This window comes from Bifidobacterium sp. M0399, from assembly GCF_016100595.1.
Lineage (GTDB): Bacteria > Actinomycetota > Actinomycetes > Actinomycetales > Bifidobacteriaceae > Bombiscardovia > Bombiscardovia polysaccharolytica.
In genome coordinates this window covers 253,556-278,267 of record NZ_JACFSD010000001.1, presented here as the reverse complement: position 1 = coordinate 278,267, position 24,712 = coordinate 253,556, and the positions used below count along the sequence as shown (strand labels likewise).

Below are 24,712 nucleotides of genomic sequence, written 5' to 3'. Positions count from 1 at the left end.
GCCGGCCGTTGAACCCTTGGACGGCTCAGTCCTTGGCAACTCAGTCCTCAAAGAAATCCAGCGGATTGTCGATGAAGCGGCGCAGACCTACCAGCGCTGCTCCCTTGAGGGCCGGGTAATCGGCCTGGGTGGGGATGAGCACACGGATGTCCACGGCATCCCGACCTAGCGTCAGCTGATTGAGACGATCCTGCAGACGTTGGGCCAGATTTCCCCCGAAGTGCGACCAGAATCCCCCCAGGATGACTGTATCCACATCCACAATGTTGATGGCAGAGGCGATGACTGAGATCATGGCATCGAGCCCACGGTCAATGGCATCAACGGCTTTGGCGTCTCCCTGCTGCCAGCGCTGGTAGAGTTCCTCCATGGCCTGAGGCGTGACCGCCTCGGCTCCGGTGGCGATGCCGGCTGCCTCAACCAGAGCCCTGCGCCCGGCATAGGTTTCCAGGCACCCACGGCGACCGCAACGGCAGGTAGGCCCGTTCAGATCCACCGAGGCATGTCCCAATTCGCCAGCGAACCCGTGATCCCCTGACTCCACGGCTCCGCGGCGCACCACAGCTCCGCCTATGCCTATGTCAGTTGAGATGTAGATAAAAGAGTCTGTAGGTGAAAGCGGTCCCTCATGCCCGCCAGCGGGACGCTGGGCAGCGTAGCCGGGAATCTGTGCGAGGGCTGCCAGACGCGCCTCGTTGCCCACTCGGGGGGCCAGACGGCGAACCAGGGGGAAGTCCTGCAAATCCAGACGTTCCCATCCCAGATTGCGGGCCATAAGCAGGGTGGTGTCGCCACCAACCAGACCGGGCAGGGCCAGGCCCGAACCCACTGTACGGTAATGGCGACGTGACAACTTACGTTCGATGGGCTTGGCCAGCTTTTCCAAGTTGGTGAAGACCTGATCGGGCTCCGCCTCGTGCATATCGTCCTTGACCCAGACCGAATCGATTAGGGTCCCATCCAGATCCATGGCCAGACAGCCGTAGCCGTCGGTATTGATCTGCAAGCCCAGGCCGGCCCAGCGCCCGTGTGCGATGGACAGCGGAGTGCTGGGTCGCCCGTGGTTGCTCTGCGAGGTCTCAGGCTCCTGCTCGCGCACCACCCGATTCCTGAGCAGGAGCCCCGCCAGGAGCGACATGGTGGCCTTGGTCAACCCGGTGGCCTTGGCCAGATCCGCCCTGCTGAGCGAGGTAGGCGACCGCAGAATGGTGTCGATGATGACCGAGAGGTTGTGGTTCCTCAGATCATCCTGATTGATAGAGCGCAGGGCAGTCACGGTTCAACAACCTTTCATGAACGAACACAGACCCGCTAAATTCTAGGCCTCTTCAATATCTTACGTTCCACTCTGACGGCAGGTCAGCAATTGAGAGGCCCACACCAAGGACATTTAGTTTATCGATTTAATAATTGAGATACTATGATGGAGTACTCCAATGACCGGAGCCTGGAAAGCAAGGAGGCTGACATGAATGAGATCCTGGTGGCGGGAGTGGACACATCGACCCAGTCCTGCAAGGTGAGGGTCACCGAGGCCCGGACCGGTCGGCTGGTCCGCTTCGGTAAGGCTCAACACCCGGCAGGCACCAGCGTCAATCCTATGGCCTGGTGGAAGGCCTTTCAGGAGGCTTCAGCCCAGGCAGGAGGTCTGAGCGATGTCTCAGCCATCAGCGTGGGAGGCCAGCAGCACGGTATGGTATTGCTGGACCGTCAGGGGCAGGTAATCAGGGATGCCCTGCTCTGGAACGATACGCGTTCGGCTCCTGATGCCGACGATCTCATCATCCGGCTAGCCAAGTCCAAGACCGGAGAAGCTGAAAGCACCGAAACGGAAAACGACGGGCCAAACAAGGACCCGAATTCGGATCAGGACCTGGCCATGCGCGGCAAACAAGCCTGGGTGCGGGCTGTAGGCTCCTCCCCCGTTGCCTCGCTGACCATCACCAAAGTGGCCTGGGTCAGCAGAGTGGAGCCGGATAATGCCAGGGCTATCGCGGCCATATGCCTCCCCCACGATTGGCTGAGCTGGGTCATCGCCGGTCATGGCCCCGCAGCCGACCCGGAGACCGAACCAGGGCTGGAGGATCTCTTCACCGATCGCTCGGATGCCTCCGGCACGGGCTACTACGACCCTGCCGCTGACTGCTACCGGCGTGACCTGCTGGACATGGCCCTGCCCGAGGGCATGGCCGAGCGTGTGATTCTGCCTAAGGTCCTTGGCCCCAACCAGGTCGGAGCCAAGGCAGACTCCCGCATCGCCGGCAGAGATGTACCAGGCGGCTGCATCATCGCACCGGGCGGCGGCGACAACGCCATGACGGCGCTGGGCCTGGCAATGCAGGTGGGCGACGTCTCAATCTCCTTGGGAACCTCGGGTGTCGCCGCAGCGGTCAGCCCTGTCCCCGCCTATGACATGAGCGCCTCGGTGACCGGATTCGCGGATGCCACCGGCCACTGGCTGCCCCTGGCCTGCACCATCAACGCGTCACGCATCCTGGACGCGGGTCTGGCCGCTCTCGGGACGGATTATGACGGTCTGGCCGAGCTGGCGAAGAAGTCCTCGCCGGGGGCCGAAGGAATCACTCTGATCCCCTACTTCGACGGCGAGCGCACCCCCAACCGCCCTGATGCCCACGCCAGACTGGAGGGGCTGACCCTGGCCAACACCACGCGCACCAACCTGGCCAGAGCATTCGTGGAAGGACTGCTCTGCTCCCAACGCGACTGTCTGGAACTGCTGAAACGGCTGGGCACCACGGTCTCCAGAATTCTCCTGGTCGGCGGCGGCGCCAAGTCTCCAGCAGTCAGAGCCTATGCCCCAGGAATCCTAGGCATGGATGTGCAGTTGCCGCAGCCGGACGAGTATGTGGCCATCGGTGCGGCTCGCCAGGCGGCCTGGGCTCTGACTGGAGAAGAGGAGCCCCCCGTCTGGTTGGTGAACATCGACACCACGCTGACGGGAGCCCCCTGTGAGCAGGTCTACCAGCAGTATCTGCGCTGGCGGGGTTGAAAGGCCCCGCCAGCCTTGGTTACTTGGAACGGACCCGCAGGTGCAGTCCGAAGACCAGATCGGTTTCATCCAAGCGGTAAGCGGGATCCAGCTCGGGTCCGCAGCTGTTGGAGCCTACGCCGCTTGTTGCATAGTCCAGGCAGAGCACGGTTGAGCCGCACTCCTCCAGCTCGTGGTCGTGCCCCTTGGCGGTCAGCTCCTCCTGGGTGTAGGGGGAACAGTTGAAGCTGATGGGCCCATCCCCCGCTGCCTGCAACAGGGAACGGTCATCCTCCACCAGGACGTAGTCGCAGCCATAATGGGAGCCGTTCTCCTGGGGACGCAGGTAGTGCTCTACCATGCCTGACGCAGTGTCGCGGAAAACGCCGTAGTGGCTGGCACGGTGCATGTCCCGGTAGCTTTCATAGGGCCCATAGCCGCAGTAGGTAACCCGCTGCAGGCTCTTGGGCAGGAAGAGCCGCAGGCCGAACCGGGGCAGATAGGGGAACTCAGGATCCCGGTGCAGTTCCATCTTCAAATCCAGCCCACCCTGGTCGCTCAGTGTCCAGGTGGCAAGGATGCTGCCCATGGGCTGAATGAAAGGTGCCACCAAGGACAGTTCAGCTTTAATTGTGGTCAACCCCCGTTCCTGATCAGTCTGCAGCTGGCAGGATAGGGCCCTGGTACTAGCACGGTCGTATTCGGCCTTGCGCCATTCCTGCTTGATGGTGGCGTCATTGTCGGTGGGCGCCCGCCAGAGGTTGATCTCCATAGGGGCGGTCAAGAGCGAACGGTTGTCGACGCTCATTGATTCCACCATGCCGGTACGGCGGTTGAAGATGTAGCGCCAATCAGCCCCCTCCACATCGAAGCGGGCATCAGTCTGCCTGCCCACCGGCCGGTGGGCGCCCCGGGCTCCGCTGCCGGGATCGGAGCTGATGACCCTGGCCACGCCATTGGGACGTTCAGGCATTCCCATATCGGCAGCTTCAAGCTGATCGAAGCCGAGCAGATGCCCTTGTGGACGCACTGGATCGGCCTTGGCCAGGGCGTACTCCACCAGCAGGGTCAGACGGCCCTTCTCGGGCGGATCCATCGTCGGCAGACCCACGGTGCCCTCGGCATGGGGGGCGATGTGCAGGCCGGTCCCCCGACCAAGCTCCGGCGTTCCGGAGGCCACCGGCTCCCCATCGCACAGAAGGGTCCACTTCAGGCTCAGGTACTCATCCAAGAAGGTGAAGTCCAGATAGTTGTGCAGGGTGAGCAGCCGGGTCTGGGGATCGTAGCCGACCAGACGGGCCGGGCGGAAAACGTTCTTGAACTCCCTGAGGCCAGTGTGGGGCCGCCGGTCGGGGTAGACCAAGCCGTCCATGCAGAAGTTGTCATCATGGGGGTACTCACCGTGGTCGCCACCATAGGCATAGATCCGACGGTCCTTGCGGTCCCTGCCCTGATCGATGGCATGGTCGGCCCACTCCCAGATGCAGCCGCCCAGAAGCCCTGGATAGGCCTGAATGACCCGGAAGTAGTCCTCCAGATCCCCTGGGCCCAGTCCCATGGCATGGCAGTATTCACAGAGGAAGTAAGGCCGACGGCCTCCGTCCCCGTCATCCCCGTGGCTGCTGATGCCGTGAGGACCCTCCGGCGTGAAGTAATCCTTGATTTGCTTGATGCTGGGATACATCCTTGAAGTGATGTCCAGATTGCTGTAGTCCAGATCCTTCCGGGGTGAACCGTGGATGGCCGACTCGTAGTGAGTCAGACGGGAGGGGTCCCGAGACTTGGTCCAGGCCAGAGCCGCCTCGATGCCGCAGCCGTATCCGCTTTCGTTGCCCATGGACCAGATCAGAATCGAAGGATGGTTCTTGTCCCGCTCTACGCTGCGCTGGACCCGATCGACGATGGCCTTGGTGAAGCGCGGCTCGTCAGCGATGCGGCCATTCCAGTAATCGGGTTCCTTCCAGTCCGGACTATGGTAGAGGGTCTCGATGCCGTGGGTCTCCAGGTCGGCCTCGGCGATCAGGTAGAAGCCCAGCTGGTCGTAGAGGGCGTAATACTGGGGGCTGTTGGGATAATGGGAGGTGCGGATGGCGTTGACGTTGTGCTCTTTCATCAGAGTCAGGTCGCGCATGATCTGCTCCTGATTGATGGCAAAGCCGGTGCGTGGATCCCCGTCATGGCGGTTGACCCCATGAATCTTGATGGGGCTGCCGTTGACCTTGACCACCTGGCCGTCCACACTGATGGTGCGAAGACCGATGTACTCGGTGATGACCTCGTCGGGATGCTCCCCCGGCATGGACTCAGCAGAATCGCCGGTGTCAGATGCGCTGGACCTAGCCGACAGCGTCAGCCGGTAGAGTTCAGGATCCTCAGCATTCCAGAGGCGAGGATGGCTGACTTTCAGGGCAAATTGCGCAGGCTCCTTGCAACCTGTCAGCTCGGCCCGGGCCACCTCCACCCCATCGGGGTCGGCCAGCAGGGCCTGGACATCAATAGCAGCATCGTTCCGGCCCGACACGCCGGTCGGATCCAGGTCCAGGGTCACCTTGGCATGACTCATGTCCTCATCCAGGTCGGTGTGGACGAACCAGTCACGCAGACGTGCCTTGGGCCGACGCAGGATGTAGACATCGCGGAAGATGCCACTCATCCGGAACTTGTCCTGGTCCTCCAGATAGCTGCCATCGCACCACTTGAGCACCAGAACAGCCAGCCGGTTGCGGCCCGGCCGCAGGTGGTCGGTCACATCGAACTCGCTGGTGGCGTGGGAGACCTGGCTGTAGCCAATCAGATCACCATTGACCCAGAGATAGAAGCAGGAGTCCACTCCCTCAAAATTGAGCAAGGCCTGGGGCGCCGAGGAATCAGGCTCGTAGTCGAAAGCGCGCAGGTAGATGCCACAGGGATTGTCGGCAGGCACCCTGGGCGGATCGTATGGGAACGGATAACGCACGTTGGTGTACTGGGGGTTGTCATAGCCCTGGGTCTGCCAGACTCCTGGCACATGGATGGGCTGATATACCCCTTGGCCCGCATCCCGAGAAGGGCTGTAGTCGGCTTCGAAAAAGACCGGATCCTTGGCCTCGTTGGCGGACTGAACCTCGGCGTCCAGCTGGTCGATGCTGGCGTAATAGCGAAAGTCCCAGTCTCCATCCAGATCCAGGTACCGATCAGAGCGCCTTCGCAGGTCCCCACGCGTGTCCATGGAGGCGCTGGCCGGCACGAAGTAGACACGGTTGGGCTCGGTTCCCACATGCAGTGTGGCTGGATCCTCGTAATAACGTGGTATGAACATGACGACTCCATCCTCCTCGGTGGCCTTGGCAGCAGACGTTTCACAGGTATGACTGTTTACGCTCACATGCGACCATGATACCGGTGCCATAGCACAGACTTACCGGCGGTTGTCACGGATTTCATCGCACTGGACGTGCCGTGCTCTCACGGATGACCAGCTTGGGGGTCAGAATTCGGCGGTTGCTACTAACTGCACCGCCGTCGAAGACCTTTAGCAGCAGATTGGCGACCTTTGTACCGTAAAGCCCTGCATCACGATGTACTGCGGTTATCGATGGACTGGTGGACTGACAGATGAAGCTGTCCTCGAAACTGACGATACCCGGAAGCGCATCAGTCCTAGCTGGAAGATCCACGACAGCGTCATCCGAACGACGCATATTTAGGGATCGCAGGCTTGCAGCCGCCAGAATTTCATTCTCATAGATAAACGCTGTATAAGGGTGTTCGCCCGAAAACAACGATAAGGTCTGGTTCACGGCTTCATCCGGATCGAAATCCGTGAATTTGACTATAGCTGAATCCAGGCCATTACCTTGCGCAAAATGATGGAATGCTGAGGCCCTAGCCCTGCTGTAATCCAATTTTGGATCTCCGGAAAGGTAAGCAATACGCCTATGGCCTTGAGATCTCAGATGTTTGAGAATAGTGGTCATGGTTTTGGAATCATCAATCGAGAGTGAAGGCAGTTCATGATGGGTATCGGGACCACCCGCCAAGACGGCCGGCATTCCCAGAGCCTTGAGCCTGCCCGGTCTCGGATCGTCAATCAACGAATCCACGAGGATGACCCCGTCAACTCTTTTGCGTCGAGCCCAATCCTCGTATGTTGTTAATTCCTCCTCCAAGGAACGACAGGGCCGAAACAAAAGGCCATACCCGTGATCGCTGAGGGATGCATGAATTCCAGCCATGAAATGCAACATGAAAGTTTCTGTCTGGAAAGCATCTATCGATCGCGCTGGAGCAAACCCAATGGTCATGGTACGAGAGGAGCCCAGGGCCTGGGCCGCATACACAGGACTCCAACCAAGCCTGGCCGCCGCGTCCTTGACCCGTTGCTTGGTGCGCCTGGATACGCCAGGCTTGTCATTGATTGCAAACGAAACAGCCGTCTGTGATATGCCAAGCTCTTTAGCGATATCCTTCAGACTGACACGCTGCGGCTCCGAAGACGAATCCTGTCGCTCCATATCTGTTCGGACTCGACTCATACCCTTCCCCCGCTCCATCGCCAACTGACCGTCACCTTACCCTGAACGTTCAGATAACTTACTGATCCCTAAGGAAAATTTCCTCCAGACCTCGTATTACCTCCTGCGGCATGTGAGATTGGAACCAGGAAGGTTCACCATAATCTCCAGGAGGCATTTCGAGAGTATGAAGGGCTGACACTGCTTTGACGCCAAGATTCCTGACTTGATCCCAGGCCTGCTCCTTAGTGAAGTAGAACATTTGTGCACCTTGCAACAATTGCAGAGCATCATGATTCATAGGGTTGTGCGCAACTTGTGGTCGATCATTGAAGACCAGATCAATTTGCGAAGTACACGACAGACTACGTAAGGATACAATCAAGCTGAGTCGTTCCTCATCGTAGGTGCAGGAAAAAGGAACCGCCTGACCGTCTGACAGTACAGTGATCCTCGATGCGTCCACTGGGGCTAGGCCACGGAAAGTCAGTGTCCAATCCCTGCGCTTTGGCACTACGAGCCCCGGGTCATTTGACACCCCCGCTGCCCCCTCTTCCGGACATACTTGAGCCGGACTGATAGTGAACTTTCCCTCTTTCCAGTTCAAGTCCAGATCAGTCCGCACCCATGTAATCCTGCCTTGGGGTGCACCGTCATCCTCCCAAAGGGTGAAATGCCCGTCATCACCAGGGAAAATACGCAAGTCCAGACCTTGTGGGTTTTCTACAGTGTTCAACGAATAATCGTAATCGTTATCATTTTGTCCCTTGTGGCCATTGTGACTCTGAAGCGGAACAATACCTCCTGCCTTGGCAAAAACCGGCATCCGGTCCAGCCCACGCCAGACTTCCATGTTGCGCCCATTCTTCTGTTCTGCGTCATAATGGCGGCCATCAAACCAGTCGAACCAAAGACCATGTGGGAACCAAACTTGTGCTTTGGCTTTCTGCAAGGCACGATCAGCCGGTTCCAGGATGGGAGAGACAATTAACTCGGTGCCGAACATGAACTGAGTGGGCACATTGCCGCCGGAATAATGCCAGTACATCGGTTCCACCAATGGCAGATCCTCATATGCCGCACGTCTATTCATGGAATACAAATATGGGATCAACGCATGCCGCAGTCTGAGGGCCCCGACCATACTCTGAGCAACATCCACGCGGAAGTTCCAAGGTTCCTTGCCATTGAAAGGCGACGAACTCGAGTGCAATCGGTTGATGGGGCTGAAGGTCCCCAACTGATACCACCGAGCCTCCAACTCTTCATCACGGTAACCAAACATATGACCGCCAATGTCATGACTCCACCACCCATAACCGATATTGCTGGCCATGGCAGTGAAGTATGGCTGGAATCTGAGTGATTTCCAACTAACAACAGTATCGCCAGAGAATCCTACCGGATAACGGTGCGAGCCGGGACCGGCATATCTGGAGAAAGTCAGTGGTCTACGCCCCGGCATATGAGCCGAATCCAAATAATGCAGATGATTCAGCAGCCACAACGGATCCAAATCCTTCTGCTTGGCAACTGATCCCTGTTGCCAATCAATCCACCAAAAATCAACACCCTGTTCTTCCATCGGGTGCAAAAGGGCATCAAAATAAGCGTTCATACTTACGGGCGAAGTCACATCAAATTCGACTGTTTTCTTCGATGCAGGATCGATTCCGGCGGCTCTGGCTACACGCTCATATGGTTCTTCAAACGACCTAACCCCATCACGCGGATGTAGGCTGAGCGTGGTTCGCATGCCATGATCGTGCAACCAATGCAGAAAGTCTTTTGGATTGGGGAATAGCTCCTTGTTCCAGGTATAGCCCGTCCAACCTGAGCCTAAGTTGGGATCAATGTCGACAAGATGCCAGTCCATATCGATGACGGCTACGGTGAATGGAATGCCTTCATGGTTGAACCGTTCCATAAGCTGTTCATACTCATCCTGCGAGTACCGATGGTATCGGCTCCACCAGTTACCCAGGACGTATCTAGGCAAGAGCGGAGTGTGCCCGCTCAAATGGTAAAAATCTTTTACAGCCTCGGTTATCTTCTGATTGTAGCCAAAGAAATACCAATCCTGGCTCGGCCCTTCCTTGGGAAATACCCAGGTACCGAAAGGATTGGGCTTCCCGCCTACCTTATCCGCCTTGCGTATCAGGCTTGTTCGACTATCATCAATCACTGCCCAGCCATATTTGGATATCAGGCCTGGATCCAATGCAGTGGAGCCTTCGATTTGATCGAGAGTTCTAGTGGTTCCTCCCAGATTGCCTTTCTGCTCATCTCCATAATGCCAGGTACTCTCTTGAGCGCCTGAATGCTTCATATAGATGTATAGTCCCTCAGGACTGAAGGGCTGCCCGTCGTAGAATATTCTTAACTCTGAAGTTTCAATTTCCAACGAACCATCGTCATTGTGCGTGACTGTGTAGTCCGAAACTGGCTCGAATCGCCGATTAATGGCCATAGTCGTGGCATCGTCGACAAACACCCCAGTATCTGACCACTCGAAACGTATGAGCGCATCCGTAAGAATGCCTATTCTCCATCGGTCGCCCTGCACAACCGAACCTTCGCACATCCGTGGATGCGCCCCCATGCTCTCCAACGAGAACAAGCGAGAATCAACCATCCGTGTATCTCCCTTTGTTTACTTGCTTCAAGTGGGGATCCTTCGTTCGTTCTCGAAGGATCCCCACTGTCGCGCTCCGAGTTAGATTCAATCCGATCGGGCTACATTGCTGTACACATTCCCTGTACGAAGCTCAACTGGCAGGCATTCACGTATGCCCCTTGCATTCAGGCTCTGCTCGTCATGCACACAGGCAGATGTGACCACTGCAGGATGCTCTCCTGAGCGCGACAACTGCATCCAAGCTTCGAACACAGAGCCTCCAGGAGCCAAGGAGCCCCGCGACAGCGGCAATCCCTGCTCGTCCACATCGACTATTACAGCGACCTGTCTATCGACAACCATGGGCAAGGGCTCAGCCACTATCTGAGAAAAGGCTTTGCCGACCTCCGTTAGATTCCCATTTAGATCAAACAGACCCAGGTGATGCTCCAATTCCGGGAAGTCAACAAAACGCCCATCGACATCGTGGGAACACCACCAGGTAATACCGTAGAGATCGCTGCAACGCAACATCCTCTGGATTGAGCGACTGCAGAAAACCCCAGATTCACTACTGGTTATGACATTATTCGGAGCCCCAATCTCTTGGACCCATACCGGCCGATGATCATGACGTGCGAATGCTTTGGACAATTCGACAAGGTATTCAGCATGACCAACACTTTCGACGCTCAGAGCACCGTAATGCTGGGCAGTTCCGTTGAAGACCCACGAATGGATAGCTGTCACATCTCCCAGATTCGCTGCCTGGCCGGGAGTAAATGGATGACCGTCGGCATACCAGACCTCATCATTTTCACTGTGCAGAAGCACTCTCCCATCGTGGTGGGCACGTTCCTGCAAGGGCAGCAGCAAGGCGCGAAGCCAGGCATCGGCCTGCGCCTTTGTCAGTGGCATTGGCGAAGGATGCGTCATACTCGCGAACTGGTTGCATTCATTGCCTAGAGTCAATCCGGCAAAGCCTTGAACATCAGCCATAGCGTCATAGATGGCCATAACCAGCTGGCTCTGAGCCCGTACAGCTTCAGCATCGACAAACATATTGCGAGAATGCCAAGAGCGCAGCCACGATGGAAGAAAATCAAAACTGGACAAGTGCCCCTGAAGCACATCTACATAACAGTCCAAACCTGCTTCCGCTGCCAGTTCCCCCATATGCCGTAAGTCATCCAGCGCTTGAGGATTGATATAGTTTCTGTTCGGTTGCAGGATAGGCCATAGAGGGAAGATCCTTACATGGTCCACCCTAATCGAGGCTATCTGTTCCAGATCTTCTCTGATACGTCCCCAATCAGGATGAAGCCATGTATAGAACCAACCGGCGGATGGTGTGTAATTAACGCCGTATTTCATGAGTATCTGTATTCCGTTATTCCTTAACTCCGCCGACTTCCAGTCCGTGGAAAATATAGCGCTGGAAGACGAAGAAGAAGATGAGAATAGGCACCAAGGCAATGACAGTCCCTGCGGCTACCAATCTGGGATCCGAGACAAATGTTCCCTGCAAACGAGACATCCCCAGTGTCAAAGTGTAGTGACTGTCGTCTGTCAGAACAATCAGAGGCCAGAGGAAGTCATTCCACGAACCCATGAATGAGAAGATAGCCACTAGAGCCATGGTCCCCTTGACCTGCGGCGCACAAATCATGGTGAATCTTTGCCAAACGCTAGCGCCATCCATTTCCGCGGCCTCAATCAAATCTCGAGGTATCGCACGAAATGCATTAACGAACAGCAGGATGTTCATCGCGCTTACAATGCCGGGCAAGGCGACACCTATCAAGTTGTTCTGTAAGTTCAAAGAACGGATGATCAGGAACTGCGTAATCATAACTGTTTCTCCAGGAATCAGCATGGAGAGGAACAGAATTCCTACTACGATCCGCTTGCCTTTGAACTTGAGCAAAGCAATGGCATAGCCGGCCATAGTACCGCTGATGACATTGCCGACAATATTGATAGCAGCCACGACCAGTGTGTTTAAGGCATAGCCAACTATAGGCAGACGCTTGAAGACTCCGCTGAAGTTACTGACCGTAGGGTCACGAGGCCAGAAGTATGGCGGAACGGCATACATATCATCCTTAGGCCCCTTGAAAGCCAAGGATATCTGCCATAGCAGCGGGCAGGCAAGGAAAAGGAAGAGCAGGACCAAGACGGCATACTTCACAACTTTGCCCACTGTTATATGCTTACTCGTCATCAGAGGACCTCGATTCCAGGAACCATTCGAAGAGAATCAGAGCACCGAGCACAAAGAACATAACCAGACCCAATGCCCCGGCATATCCGGTTCGGGCATTGATGCCAGTGCCTTCGTTCTTGATTAGCATTGTCATCGTTATGTCGGCCCCGCCGACTCCACCGCTGCCATTAGTCAACATGTAAATTTCACCAAAGACTCTGAAAGCTGACATAGAAGACAGCAGGGAAATCAGAATCATAGTCCAGGTGCATCCAGGTAGGGTTACATGGATGAATTGACGAACTGCGCCTGCTCCGTCAATTTGTGCAGCCTCATACAAGACCGGATCAATATTGGCGATAGTCGTCAAATAGATAATCATGTAGTAGCCCAGGCCGGTCCAAATGGTAATAGTCATGGCGCTGAACAAAAGCAACCAGCGATCAGTGAGAAATGGAATGGGCTTGCTTATCCAGTGCAAGGCACGGAACAGACCGTTGACCAGACCCTTGGAATCCAGCAGGTTGGTCCAAATCAATCCGACCACCACACTGGACATGATTACCGGGACATAGAACGATGTTCTAAAGAATCCCATTATTCTGGTTTTTTCGGCCACCAACGCCGCAAGAATCAACGGCAGGATAATCATGAAAGGCACAACGCAGACGACATACAGCGATGAGTTTGTCATTGCCGTTCTGAAATGCGGATCATGGAACATATCGATGAAATTCTGGAATCCGATGAATTTTCCAGGACGCAACAAGGTCGAATCCGTGAAGGACAAGCGGATTGTGTTCAGGAACGGCAACAAGGAAAAGACCAAAATCCACAAAATCGGGATAGTCACGAAGAGCCATGGAGCGACACGACCGCTCCTGTTGGCCCCCAAAGGATGCACATATGTGCCGTCAGGGTTAAGGCGCCGGGCGCCGGCGGAACCGGCGCCCTTATGCTGTCTATGAGACGACTGGACCATTACTTCAACCTGCCGTTGGCGTATTCAACAACATTGTCCAATGCCTGCTTAGGAGTCACCTTGCCCTGCAGGGCCTGGGCGATTTGTTCTTGAAGTCTGGTGCCGTCTACTGCAGTAAACTGCGGAGGACCCCATATACGTCCTTCACGCACCTGCTTGGCGACCATTCTCATGCCTACAGCATTCATATCGTCACCAGATGGGTTGAAGAATGGATCATCAATGGTGCCCTTAGAGGATGGGAAGACATTGGCTTTCTTATCGAAGGCCAGCTGGTTCTTGGAGTTGGTCACGAATTTGGCCAGCTTCAGCGCCATATCCTTGTGCTTGGAATTGGCATTGACAGTCATCATTTCCATCATCATGTTCGGATGGGTATTGGCGACCATGCTGGTAATGCCCATATGCTCATAAACCTTGGGGGCATTCTTTTTCATATCGTCAATGCTGTACAGGCTGCCATTGAGGAAAACCTGTGAGCCTGAGTTGAAGCTCTTTGACTCGCCGCTATTGGAGGTGTTCAGCATCTCGTCAGTAAAGGCCTTGGCCTTATACATGTCCACATAGTGCTGGACAAAGGCCACTCCCTTAGGGTCATTAAAGGTGAACTTGGTGTGATCCTTGTTCATCAGTGGGACGCCGTACATACCGAAATCCTGGATGCTGGGAAGGCCAGTGGTCATAGCATACTTGCCACCACACTTCGGCCCGAAGATTTCAGCATTGGCAAACATCTCATCCTGAGTCTTCGGCACTTTGCTTGAGTCAAGCCCGCACTCATCGAGCAAGGCCTTGTTATAGAGGGTAGGGCCTGTGTTCAGGTACCAAGGCAACCCATAGGTGCCCTCCTCCAGATGGGGGCCTTTGAAAGTGGCTGATTGCCATGCAGCATCGAGATATTGATCCTTGGCTTTCGGCTCCTCCTTGGCAATGTTGAGCAACGCTCCAGCACCAGCCAAGGTATACGCAGCCTCAGGCCCCATATCAATTACATCGGGCAGGGAATTTGCAGCGGCGTCGGTTGAGAGCTTGTCCTCATAGTTGTCAGCCGGCTGATCAACCCACTTAATATGGACGCCTTTGTTCTCCTTTTCAAACTGCTTGATCAGATCCTGGAAGTATCCTGTGAACTTGTCGTTTTTGAGGTTCCATGTCTGGAACTTCAGTTCGGTAGTACCAGACCCGGAGGATGCGCTTCCCCCGCATCCTCCGAAGCTCACGACTGCCGCTGCTGAGCACAGCAACGACAGCGCCGTTTTTATGGTTTTGTTCATTGTGATTTCTCCTTTACTAATTCATCCTTGAATTCCGGCTTTAGAAAGCCGAAGAGTAGCAATCTGGAAAGGTCCCAGATCAAGTCGAGCCCCCTCAGCAGCCCCCGGCTGTTTGAGGGCATCAGGCTCACCTTGATAGTGGCGGTCCCGCTCCAGCAAGTCGGTCTCATAGACCTGTGCCCCCACCATGGGCCCATTCACTGCAAGCGATGCAGATGCCGGTTGGCCGTTGGCCTCGTAGATACGCACTATCAAATCACCTGAGCCATCGTCAGCCATCTTGATCCAATCGACGACAGGCAAGCCCTGCACATTTTGCAGACCAATCAAGGGCTCCATATCAGGCACATCCTTCAACACTGGTGCATTGATTTCCGCAGCTGCAGCCAAGGTCGAATCCAGATCAGGACCAGGCACCAGAGCCCAATCAAACTCATGGTGGCCCAGATCTGCATGCGGGTCTGGTGCTTTAGGAGCACCTACCAAGGTCAGGCGTACCTGAGTGCCGACTTCCGGACCATTCTCTGGTCCATATATGGCGGACACATCGGATCCATAAGTCGACCCATTGACGATGCCAACGCCAAATTCTTCATTAGCTATGCGGACGAAACGATGCGTGCAACTCTCGAAACGTGCCTCATCACCCTCGGTATTCTTCACGATAGGACGTTCGATAAGGCCGAATTGTGTTTCATACTGGGCACGGTCTGCTCTGACAGCAAGCGGAAGAGCAACCTTGAGCAGCTTTTCCGGAACGAGCCAATCAACGTCAGCATGAAAATCAAGCTGTCTCAAACCTGGACGTAAACTGATGCTGGTTCGAATAGTGCTGGCGCGGTATTTGTTGATCACACGGACGTGAACAGTACCGTCCTCGTCAGTCTTCACATCTTCGATTTGGCCTTGATCCAAATCAGAAACAGCCAAGAATGCATCGCGCTCTACATCCCAAGCATCAAAGACGCCAGGCTCATCTTTGAGTACCTGATAAAGCCCACAGGATTGGCCAGGTGCCACTATTTCTCTGCCGGTTGCCAGATCGCATATGGATGTCACTGCTCCAGATTGAGCAATGACAACGCGCAAAAGGCTGTTGTCCAGAATCAACTCGCTGTTTGCATTATGAGATACAGCGACGGCTGAAGCATTCCTGACTATTCCCTTTGCATTAACCGGACTCCAAGATGCCTGTCCCGATTCAGCTCGTCCGACCTGCATGATTCGCGCCTCAGGCCAAATTCTGGTCTTAGTAGATGTTTCGACCGCACGCAAAGCTTCGGCGGTCAACTCCCGCAGCCGGGCTATATCTTCTGCATACTCCTTGCGAGCCACGCGGTATATCCATGCGATACCGGATCCAGGCAAAATGTCATGGAACTGATTGAGCAGCAAGGTCTTCCAAATTCTGTCAAGCTCTTCTCGCGGATAAACATATTCCTCATTGACCAATTCGGCATAGGCACAACAATATTCCGCCATGCGCAGCCATGATTCCTCTTTGCGACAACCACGTTTCATGTCCTGCTGGGAGGTCAACGTCTTGCGATGGAGCTCGAGATACAATTCGCCTTTCCAAGTGGGCATCTCACTGCCAGCCTGGTCAGCCATATCGTGATAAGCCACGTCAAAGAAATGATCTGGATTGTCATATTCCACTCGAGGAAGACCTTCGAAGCTACGAAGACGCTCAGCCCTCATGGTCATCTCTCTCGTTGGTCCACCACCGCCGTCTCCATAGCCGAACAGCAGAATCCCGTGATCCGACAGATCCTTATCCTTAAAATTCTGTTCCGCATAGTGCAGGTCCTTGGGGGACATGTCGGAATCGTACTTATCTGCCGGAGGGAAATGGGTGAAGATCCTGGAACCGTCAATCCCTTCCCACATAAACGAATGATGCGGCAATCGGGTCGTATCGTTCCAACAGAGTTTTTGCGTCAGGAACCAACGTGCTCCCGACCGGCGAGCAATTTGGGGCCATGAACCTGAGTATCCAAAACTGTCCGGCAGCCAAACCCCATGGGTTTCAACACCAAACTTTTGCTTAAAATACCGTTGCCCATAAGAAAGCTGACGAATCAGCGACTCGCCTGAGGGAACCATTCCATCCGACTCGACCCACATGCCTCCTACAGGTATAAACCTTCCTTCCTGTACGTAGCGCTGCACACGTTTGAACAAATCCGGGTGCCGTTCCTCGAGCCAGGCATACTGCTGGGCAGAACTCATGACGTAGCAGAACTTTGGATCGTTATCCAGGAGGGTCAGCACATTGGCGATTGTCCGTCCTACCTTGCGTTTGGTCTCACGCACAGGCCAAAGCCAAGCTGAATCGATGTGAGCATGCCCCATGGCGGATAGCTGCAAAGCAGAAGGTGCGGAGGGTTTATTCATCACCGCTTCCAGCGTTTCACGCGCAGCAGGCAGGGTGGCTCTCACAGTCTCTTCATCAGCTCCATCAAAGATGTTCATGGAACGCTGTAGCGCCTTGGCCAGCTTCCAATACCGTGGCGAACCGGCATCCAACTGTTCTACAGCGCCGCTGACGATGTCGAGGTCTATCCAGTATTCATGGACTTCGTGATCATATTCGGCGATTTGCACCGATTCAAAGACGTAACGCTCATCCGCCTTGCCCGTGGGGGCATCGCCAAGACTCGTAACCGTGAAAGACGGGACGTTAGGATTGTATGCCGCTTCAACGTAGACAGTGAAGGCTCCGTCATGATCAACGACTTGGTCCGCCTTGCCTTGATCATCAACTAATGGAATCCAGTAGTTACGTGGATGGATGGCCTTGATCACCGAGCCATCAGGCCGATACACCATTCCTTCGACGTGTCCGCCAACTGGCCAATCCAGCCAACCCAGGTTAAAAAGCAGTTCGATCGGGTGTCCATTGCCCGAGCTCCGAGGCAATTGGCCAGTCACTTTCATCCACGTCGTCCCCCATGTGGTGCCCCATGGCTCACCGACGGCAAGAGGGGTGAATGCCACACCGCCATGCCGTGCTTCATCAAGGAACGTTGACGGATTCACCGGTTCCCCCGTATAACGAACAGCCTGTACATCGCACTGGGCGAGCACATGGTGGACATGAGGGCGTACCCGCTCATTCATGACCCGCTTGCAGCGATCAACCTCACGCTGTACTTTAAGCAACATAATCAATGACCCTTCATTGTTCTTTCGATCTTATTTGCCGGTAATTTGTGGTTGGTGCAGTCTGAGGGTGGTGAATTGGAAGGGCATAAACTCCAGAGAGGCACCTTCAGCATTCACCTCACCTTTATCTACCAATCCATGACGCAAATCGTCAGGCAAGGGCGACTCCTCCAAGGAATCGGTCTCTCGTACCGTAGCTCCCTTCAGCAACGGCCCTAGCCTCAGACGACCATGGGCAGGAGAGGAATCAGGGTCATACACACGAATCACCAGATCACCGCTGCCATCGTCAGCCATCTTCATCCAGTCAATGACTAGCCTTCCAGAGGTGGTGTCCAAACTCACCAGAGGCTCTGCGTCAGGCAGACCGTCTAGGAAGACAGGAGCATTAAGCCGATAAGCTTGGGCTAGAACAGCGTTTTGGTCTTCGTTAGGAACCACGGACCAGGCAAACTCATGATGACCTCGGTCAGTATCCGGATCGGGGAAAACAGGTGCAGAAAGCAGTGTCAGGCGAACTAAAGTTCCTGCCTCCTTACCATGGGCCGGATCAGCTGGAATAGGTGTGGTATCGCCGCCATAGGTAGAGGCATTTACCACACCCACGGCTAGATCGTCATCCCTAACCCGCACAAACCGGTGGGTGCAACTTTCGAATTGCGCCTCTTCGGCCGCATTGTTCTTCTGTATAGGCCGGTCAATGAATCCGTATTGACATTCAAACTGGGCATAACGTGCTTGGATAGCCAAGGGAAGATCCACTTTCAGCAACTGCTCATCCTGATGCCAGTCCACGGAAGCGGTGAAGTCCAGCCTCCTGGCCCCAGGCGACAGGCTGATGCCAGTAGTGATCCGCGTGTCACCGTGGTTTCGAACCACGTCCACCCCGGACTTCTTTGCAGTGATCTGAACAGGGTCATCCACCGGCATGGCGGTAAGAAGGGCGTCACGTTCCAAATCCCACGCATCCCACATAGTGGGCTCATCCTTGAGCAGTTCGTAGCCACCCATTGTTGAACCCCTGGGAATCAGCTCCCGTCCGGAAACGACATCCAGCAAGGAGTGGACTGTGCCATCAGTCCCCACAACTGCCTTGATAAGGCCATTGTCCAAAATATATCCCTGGTCGTTGGCAGAAACTTGGACCTTAGCCGTTGGACCGCCTGCCTTGGGCACTGACGGTACAGCCCGCCAGGCGTTGTCCCCATCAACATCCATGGGGTTAATCAGAGCAGAAGGCACACGTTCAATCCCCTTCTGCACTCTGGCAATGACACCGGCGGCCTCCTGACCGATTTCTCGCAGGCGACCAATGTCACGCTGATAATCCTCGCGAGCGAGTCGATGAACCCAAGAGATGGCTGAACCGGGCAGGATGTCGTGGAATTGATTCAGCAGCAAAGTTCGCCAGATTTGATCCAGCTCAGCGTGAGGATAGTTATAATTTGCATCAGCCAGGGAAGCATAAGCGCACAAGTACTCCACAGTACGCAACATGGCTTCTTCCTGCCGGCAGCCACGCTTCATATCCTGCTGGGAAGTCAGTGTCTTACGATGGAGCTCCAGGTAGAGTTCGCCTTTCCAGACCGGCATCTCTCGACCAGCGCGTTGGTGAATCTGTTTACAGGACTCACGGAAGAAATCATCCGGAGTCTCATAACGTGCCTTTGCAACACCTTCCACATCACGCAGACGGTCAAACCGACCCAGCATTTCGCGTGTAGTGCCGCCACCTCCATCACCATAGCCGCACAGGACTATGGCTCTATCGGAGAAGTCTTTGTCCTGGTAGTTTTCTTCAGAATGGTTGAGCTCCCGGGCAGTCATGCTTGAGGCGTAGGTATCCATCGGTGGAAAGTGAGTGAATATAGGCGTGCCATCGATGCCCTGCCAGTCAAAAGTATGATGAGGAAACTTTGTAGTGTCGTTCCATGAGATCTTTTGCGAAAGGAAGTAACGCATGCCAGCACGCCGGGCAATTTGAGGGAACTGACCTGTATAGCCGAAACTGTCAGGCTCCCAGACTACATCGGTATCTACGCCTAGATGCTCACGATAGTAGCGTTTTCCATAGCTGAACTGGCGTGTCAATGATTCGCCCGCTGGCAACATCCCATCAGATTCCACCCACATTCCGCCCACAGGAATGAAGCGTCCCTCTTTGACGCGACGCAAAAGGCGAGCAAACAGATCCGGATGATCAGCCTCAAGCCAGGCATACTGTTGTGGGGAACTCATTACATAGATAAAATCGGGATCTCGCTCCATCAGCGCCAGCATATTAGAGACTGTACGGGCTACCTTTCGGCGAGTTTCACGCTTGGGCCAAAGCCAGGCCGAATCAATGTGTGAATGACCTACTACTGCATGATCCAAACTGCTTGACACAGCCGGCAGGCTGAGTTCTTCGGCCAGGGCCGTACGGGCCTGCTGCAGACTAGCTGCATCACCCTCCCGATAGCTGTTCAAGGAAGTCTGCAGGGCCTTACCCAGCCTCCAATAGCGTGGCTGCTTGGGGTCGCACTCCCGGATGATCTGGCTGACCGCTTCCAGATCCATGGCATAGTTCCACATCTCATAATCGAAATGACAGACATCCAGCTGATTCAGAGCGTTAGGCTCGTCGGCTCGGCCCGTGGTGCCTTCACCCAAACGAGTCTTAACGAATGGAGGAACCCCGAGAATGAGCGGGTTACAGGCTGCCTCCAGATAGAGGGTAAAAGTGCCATCGGACCTGATAAGCGAAGGTTCTTCATCAATGGCTGACCCTTTCCAGTCTCTGCCATCCAGAGGAATCCACTGATTCTTCGGGTTGACCGCCTTGATAATGGAGCCGTCGGGGCGGTAGGCCTCTGCCTCGTAATGGCCCCCGGGAGAGTCTGGCTGCCACCCAAGGTCCACGATTAGTTCAAGCGGAGCCTCATCTCGATGGCTCTGATCAATGCTTCCCTTGATCTCCATCCAGGTTGTTCCCCAAGTAGTCCCCCAGGATTCGCCAAGATTCAAAGGCTCAAAAGGAATGCCCCCATTGTTCAGGCGGCGGAAGAAGTCCTGGGAGGAAATGGGCTCGCCAGGAATCCGGTAGACCCTGACTGCACAATGGCCGACCGTTCTATCGACATAGGGCAGCACCCGTTGCCTTATGACTCGATCGCACCTGTCGAGTTCACGCTCCACCTTCAGCTGCATCCCGTAAACCTCCTTGTTTGTGCAGATTCCGTTTCAAAACTAAAGCGGTTTAGTTATATTATATCTCTTTTTTATCCAATGACCAACATCAGTTGTAAAGATGTTCTGGTCATCATGAGTCAGTGTGCCCAAACGCGTCGTCATCAAACGGCAGACCTGGCAGAAAATCCGGCATCAGCTGCTATACGCCTCTCGTAGCCCCATGGCCGTGCGCAAAATCAGATAACACAGATTGGCAAAGGAACCGCAAATGCAAAAGAAAACAGACAATCGGGAAAGCATCTTCCCAATGACAGCTTCGCTAAAATTAAATACCCCCATCTTGACTCCGACCACGCTGTCATTGCGCGACGTCTTCAAGATGGGGGTATGGGGGGGGGTCAATCACATGAATCGATCTACAGACCTTTTACCGTGTAACCCTGTTCATTGCCATACTTAACCAGGTCCTTCTGGAAGGTTTTCAACGCATCCTCGAAACGGACCGAGCCCTCATAGGCCTTACCAATCGAATCATTCACGATTGAATTGGCGTAGACCTGATAGGGCAGGAACTGCCAGCCAGACCGAATATCCTTGGAGCTCTGATTAAAGACCTTGTTGACCTGTTGGCCGCCGAAGTAGTCGGCTTTCTCCTCCAGGAAGTCCTGAGCATTCAAATCCTTGACTGTGCTGGGGAAGACTCCTGAAGCCTTGGCCAGCTCAATGGATTCTCGCGAGTTGTTCAACCACTTGACGAAACCAGCAGCCAATGCGGGATTCTTCGTCTTGGCATATACGGCCTGCGACGAACCGCCATAATTGGCCGAGGCCGGTTTCCCGTCATATGTAGGCATGGGAGCCACTCTCCAGTCCCCGGCACTTTCCTTTACCGAGGTCTGCAGGGTGTTGCGAAGCCACGAGGCTGAAATGATGGATGCCATCTTCCCCTTGTTTGCAGCCTGGTACCATTCCGTGCCCTGATTGGCCACTGTGGTGATCAGATGCTCTCCAATCAGCTTGTTCCAGACGGCAGCCCACCGCTGGGCGCCGGGGTCACTCAAATTGATGGTTACATTCGATCCAGAGACCTTGAAGGCATGGCTGCCGGCCTGCCAAAGCAGAGAGGCCACCAAATTGCCTTGACCCGAGTCGCTCGTGATATGGACGCTTGGATCCTTCTGTTGCATGATCTCGCCGTCCTTGACGAACTCATCCCAGGTTTTTGGCGGCTCACTGATGCCGAACGAGTCAAAGACCTTCTTGTTGTAATAGAGAACCATCGGACCGGTATCCTGAGGAAGTCCGTAGACCTTGCCTCCAACGCTCACCGAGCTCCATGCGGACGCCGCGTATTGATTCTTGAGCGAGGCAAAGCCATAAGGTGCCAGATCCAACAGGTTACCCGGAGTATAGAACTGAGACAGGGCCTGATACTCGATCTGCATGATGTCGGGTACATTGGACCCCGACTTTATGGCGTTCATCATCTTGGTATATGCCGCTGCCCCGCTGCCAGGGTTGACGACCTTGACATGAACCTTGGGGTAATGCTTCTCGAAGGCCTTGACCTGGGTATCAGCAGACGATGTCCAGGTCCAATAGACCAGATCGCCTCCTTTCTCAAGCGCCTGTTCCACGTCATTTGCATGACCGCTCTGGGTTGTTGAAGAGCTACCTCCGCAAGCGCTCAACAAAGTTGTCGCAAAAGCCGCCACCGTGGCGACAGTGGCGAATTTCGTCATTCTGCTGTGTTTCATCACCAATCTCCTTTGATTTGCATGCCGACGAATCGACGATGCCTACTTATCCCCGTCTCTTCTGCAACCTCCAAGACGAGGGACTTTCTCCATGACCTCCTTGTCACATCGATGGATCACTGCTTGACGCTTCCAGCCGTCAGGCCGGATTCCCAGTAGCGTTGCAACATTAGGAAAATGACAATAATCGGTATGACCGTAAGCAAGGAACCAGTGATCACCAGGTTGTAAATGGGGTCTGGCGTCGACGAACCCGTAGCTTGGTCATTCCATTCATTCAGACCTACGGTCAGCGGATACCACCGCGGATCGTTGAGCATGATCAACGGCAGGAAATAGTTATTCCAGGTCTGCACGATAGCGAACAAAAGCACCGTAATGATGCTGGGCGACAGAAGAGGCACCACAATCTGTGCAAAGATTCTGAATTCCCCCGCGCCATCCATGCGTGCCGACTCAATGACGCTGACTGGCAGGCCGGTCCTCGAATAACTCATGACCAGATAAAGGCCGAAGGGACTCACCAGCGAAGGAAGAATGACAGCCCATGGTGTGTTGGTCAATCCCAGCTTGGCAAAAAGCAGGAATGTAGGAACGACCAGCGCTGTTCCCGGGATGGCTATGCCTCCGATAACCGTGGCAAGGATGCCTTTCTTGCCCGGAAAGTCAAAGATCGCCAGTGCATATCCCGCCATGGTCGCCAAAAAAGTCGCACCGCCGGCTCCGATCAGCACGTATAAGAAGGTATTGAGAAGCCATTTGGCGAAAATCCCATCCTTATAAGAAAAGGTCTCCTTGATGTTGTCTATCAGGTTGAAACCGTGTCCGAACCACAGACCGAACGTTGACATAACGTCAGCCTGGGTCTTGGTGGCATTGATCAGCAGCCACAACAATGGAATCAAGGAATACGACGCCAGCAGCAGCATAAAGATGAGCATGGCCGGCGAGTGCCGGACCAGACTGTGGGCGCCGGTAGACCTGTTTGATCCGAAATGTTTGACGATACTCATCGATCAGCCCTCCTTTTTATAGCTCGGGATGCCTTGGGCTTCTTCTTATCGCCGCTTCGCGATCCCCTCTCCTGCGTGATATAGGTGATCACCCCTGTGATCAGTCCCATAAGAATTGCCAGAGCAGCTGCATTGTTGTACTGGCTTCCGTTAAGAGACAGGTTGTATGCCCAAAGGTTGGGCGTGTAGTTGCTTGATATTGCATTGGGCGCGGGCGTCTTCAGCAGCTGTGGCTCACTGAAAAGCTGGAAGGTACCGATAATGGAGAACATCCATGTGATCAGCAACTGCCCCTTTATTGCCGGCACCTTGATGTAACGAGCGATTTTCCATTCGCTGGCTCCGTCCAAACGGGCGGCTTCATACAGCTCGGTAGGAATTGTTTTCAGCCCGGAGTACAGAATCAGCATGTTGTATCCCAGGAACGACCAGGTCATGATGTTGCCTATGGACCACAGGATGACGTTTTTGGACAATGGATGCATGGCTATGTTGAACCAGCTGTTGATGCTGGCAGTCAACCCGAATTGATCGCCGTACAGGAATTCCCATATCAGCACTGCGACAACGCCTGGAACTGCATACGGCAGGAAAAGGATGATTCGGAAGAGCCCGTGCCCTCTGAGTCGCCCGGAGTCGATGCACAGGGCCGCCAGGAGAGCCAGGCCCAACATGATCGGCACCTGGATCAGGAACACCCGGATCACACGCCATACCCCGTCCCAGAAAGTACCGCTTTTGAGCAGCGATATGTAGTTGGCCAATCCAACGAAATGGCTGCCGCCTATGAGCTGATCCCGGAAGAGGCTCAGGTACAGAGCATAAATGATAGGTAGTATGGTAGCTACAAAAAAGACCAGCAGGAACGGCAGGACAAATCCTAAGCCGGCCCACCTGCTTTTGCTTCGTATCCCTTTTTTCCATCGATTGGATGGATTTACACCCCTGGGTTTTGGTGATGACAGGGATGTGGGAGATTCTGACATCGTAGTCATATCGCCCTGCTTTCTTTTGATGTTGTTGTGTACATAAGCGCCCCGGC

14 protein-coding genes are annotated in these 24,712 nt (G+C 54.7%); 1 reads left to right on the top strand and 13 read right to left on the bottom strand.

Annotated features, from left to right (window positions below; all coding sequences use genetic code 11):
• Positions 1-40 precede the first annotated feature (40 nt).
• The gene (locus H3V09_RS00915; RefSeq protein WP_198190639.1) at positions 41-1,276 is read right to left on the bottom strand and encodes an ROK family protein; all 1,236 of its coding nucleotides are present in this window, start codon (positions 1,274-1,276) and stop codon (positions 41-43) included.
• A gap of 192 nt (positions 1,277-1,468) precedes the next feature.
• Here H3V09_RS00915 and H3V09_RS00910 point away from each other — a divergent pair, with 192 nt between their 5' ends.
• Complete coding sequence (locus H3V09_RS00910; RefSeq protein ID WP_198190638.1) at positions 1,469-3,010, top strand: xylulokinase; 1,542 nt, start codon at positions 1,469-1,471, stop codon at positions 3,008-3,010.
• Positions 3,011-3,029: 19 nt separating this feature from the next.
• Here the strand turns inward: H3V09_RS00910 and H3V09_RS00905 are convergent, their stop codons facing one another.
• The 12 genes from H3V09_RS00905 to H3V09_RS00850 all read right to left on the bottom strand — a co-directional run bounded on the left by H3V09_RS00905 (position 3,030) and on the right by H3V09_RS00850 (position 24,665).
• Positions 3,030-6,353 carry a glycoside hydrolase family 2 TIM barrel-domain containing protein gene (locus tag H3V09_RS00905; protein ID WP_415873490.1) on the bottom strand — a complete coding sequence of 1,108 codons (3,324 nt, stop codon included), beginning with the start codon at positions 6,351-6,353 and terminating at the stop codon, positions 3,030-3,032.
• 55 nt (positions 6,354-6,408) lie between these two features.
• Positions 6,409-7,503 carry a LacI family DNA-binding transcriptional regulator gene (locus H3V09_RS00900; RefSeq protein ID WP_442859365.1) on the bottom strand — a complete coding sequence of 365 codons (1,095 nt, stop codon included), beginning with the start codon at positions 7,501-7,503 and terminating at the stop codon, positions 6,409-6,411.
• Positions 7,504-7,561: 58 nt separating this feature from the next.
• On the bottom strand, positions 7,562-10,117 hold the full coding sequence (locus H3V09_RS00895) for a glycoside hydrolase family 31 protein (protein WP_198190636.1): 2,556 nt from the start codon (positions 10,115-10,117) through the stop codon (positions 7,562-7,564).
• 87 nt (positions 10,118-10,204) lie between these two features.
• Positions 10,205-11,473 (bottom strand): glycoside hydrolase 5 family protein, encoded by a 1,269-nt coding sequence (locus tag H3V09_RS00890; RefSeq protein ID WP_198190635.1) that lies wholly within the window; start codon positions 11,471-11,473, stop codon positions 10,205-10,207.
• Positions 11,474-11,489: 16 nt separating this feature from the next.
• Positions 11,490-12,323: a carbohydrate ABC transporter permease gene (locus tag H3V09_RS00885; protein WP_110425066.1), complete on the bottom strand. Its 834-nt coding sequence runs from the start codon at positions 12,321-12,323 to the stop codon at positions 11,490-11,492.
• On the bottom strand, positions 12,313-13,287 hold the full coding sequence (locus H3V09_RS00880; RefSeq protein WP_198190634.1) for a carbohydrate ABC transporter permease: 975 nt from the start codon (positions 13,285-13,287) through the stop codon (positions 12,313-12,315). Before H3V09_RS00880 ends, H3V09_RS00885 begins: the two co-directional genes overlap by 11 nt.
• Entirely contained in the window at positions 13,287-14,561 is a 1,275-nt protein-coding gene (locus H3V09_RS00875) for an ABC transporter substrate-binding protein (protein WP_198190633.1), read from the bottom strand. The genes H3V09_RS00880 and H3V09_RS00875 overlap by 1 nt, the downstream gene beginning before the upstream one ends.
• Positions 14,562-14,582: 21 nt before the next feature.
• Positions 14,583-17,729: an alpha-mannosidase gene (locus H3V09_RS00870; protein ID WP_198190632.1), complete on the bottom strand. Its 3,147-nt coding sequence runs from the start codon at positions 17,727-17,729 to the stop codon at positions 14,583-14,585.
• Positions 17,730-17,759: 30 nt separating this feature from the next.
• Positions 17,760-20,918, bottom strand: a complete 3,159-nt coding sequence (locus H3V09_RS00865) for an alpha-mannosidase (protein WP_198190631.1) — start codon at positions 20,916-20,918, stop codon at positions 17,760-17,762.
• 398 nt (positions 20,919-21,316) lie between these two features.
• On the bottom strand, positions 21,317-22,657 hold the full coding sequence (locus H3V09_RS00860; protein ID WP_198190630.1) for an ABC transporter substrate-binding protein: 1,341 nt from the start codon (positions 22,655-22,657) through the stop codon (positions 21,317-21,319).
• Between the two features lie 116 nt (positions 22,658-22,773).
• On the bottom strand, positions 22,774-23,670 hold the full coding sequence (locus tag H3V09_RS00855; RefSeq protein WP_198190629.1) for a carbohydrate ABC transporter permease: 897 nt from the start codon (positions 23,668-23,670) through the stop codon (positions 22,774-22,776).
• Positions 23,667-24,665, bottom strand: coding sequence for a carbohydrate ABC transporter permease (locus H3V09_RS00850; protein ID WP_198191094.1), 999 nt, complete (start codon positions 24,663-24,665; stop codon positions 23,667-23,669). The genes H3V09_RS00855 and H3V09_RS00850 overlap by 4 nt, the downstream gene beginning before the upstream one ends.
• Between the last annotated feature and the right edge of the window lie 47 nt (positions 24,666-24,712).

Bases quoted from the DNA above. Each gene is read 5' to 3' on its own strand.
- H3V09_RS00910 (WP_198190638.1), top strand. From the start codon at position 1,469: ATGAATGAGATCCTGGTGGCGGGAGTGGACACATCGACCCAGTCCTGC.
- H3V09_RS00900 (WP_442859365.1), bottom strand. From the start codon at position 7,503: ATGAGTCGAGTCCGAACAGATATGGAGCGACAGGATTCGTCTTCGGAG.
- H3V09_RS00895 (WP_198190636.1), bottom strand. From the start codon at position 10,117: ATGGTTGATTCTCGCTTGTTCTCGTTGGAGAGCATGGGGGCGCATCCA.
- H3V09_RS00890 (WP_198190635.1), bottom strand. From the start codon at position 11,473: ATGAAATACGGCGTTAATTACACACCATCCGCCGGTTGGTTCTATACA.
- H3V09_RS00885 (WP_110425066.1), bottom strand. From the start codon at position 12,323: ATGACGAGTAAGCATATAACAGTGGGCAAAGTTGTGAAGTATGCCGTC.
- H3V09_RS00880 (WP_198190634.1), bottom strand. From the start codon at position 13,287: ATGGTCCAGTCGTCTCATAGACAGCATAAGGGCGCCGGTTCCGCCGGC.
- H3V09_RS00875 (WP_198190633.1), bottom strand. From the start codon at position 14,561: ATGAACAAAACCATAAAAACGGCGCTGTCGTTGCTGTGCTCAGCAGCG.
- H3V09_RS00870 (WP_198190632.1), bottom strand. From the start codon at position 17,729: ATGTTGCTTAAAGTACAGCGTGAGGTTGATCGCTGCAAGCGGGTCATG.
- H3V09_RS00865 (WP_198190631.1), bottom strand. From the start codon at position 20,918: ATGCAGCTGAAGGTGGAGCGTGAACTCGACAGGTGCGATCGAGTCATA.
- H3V09_RS00860 (WP_198190630.1), bottom strand. From the start codon at position 22,657: ATGAAACACAGCAGAATGACGAAATTCGCCACTGTCGCCACGGTGGCG.
- H3V09_RS00855 (WP_198190629.1), bottom strand. From the start codon at position 23,670: ATGAGTATCGTCAAACATTTCGGATCAAACAGGTCTACCGGCGCCCAC.
- H3V09_RS00850 (WP_198191094.1), bottom strand. From the start codon at position 24,665: ATGACTACGATGTCAGAATCTCCCACATCCCTGTCATCACCAAAACCC.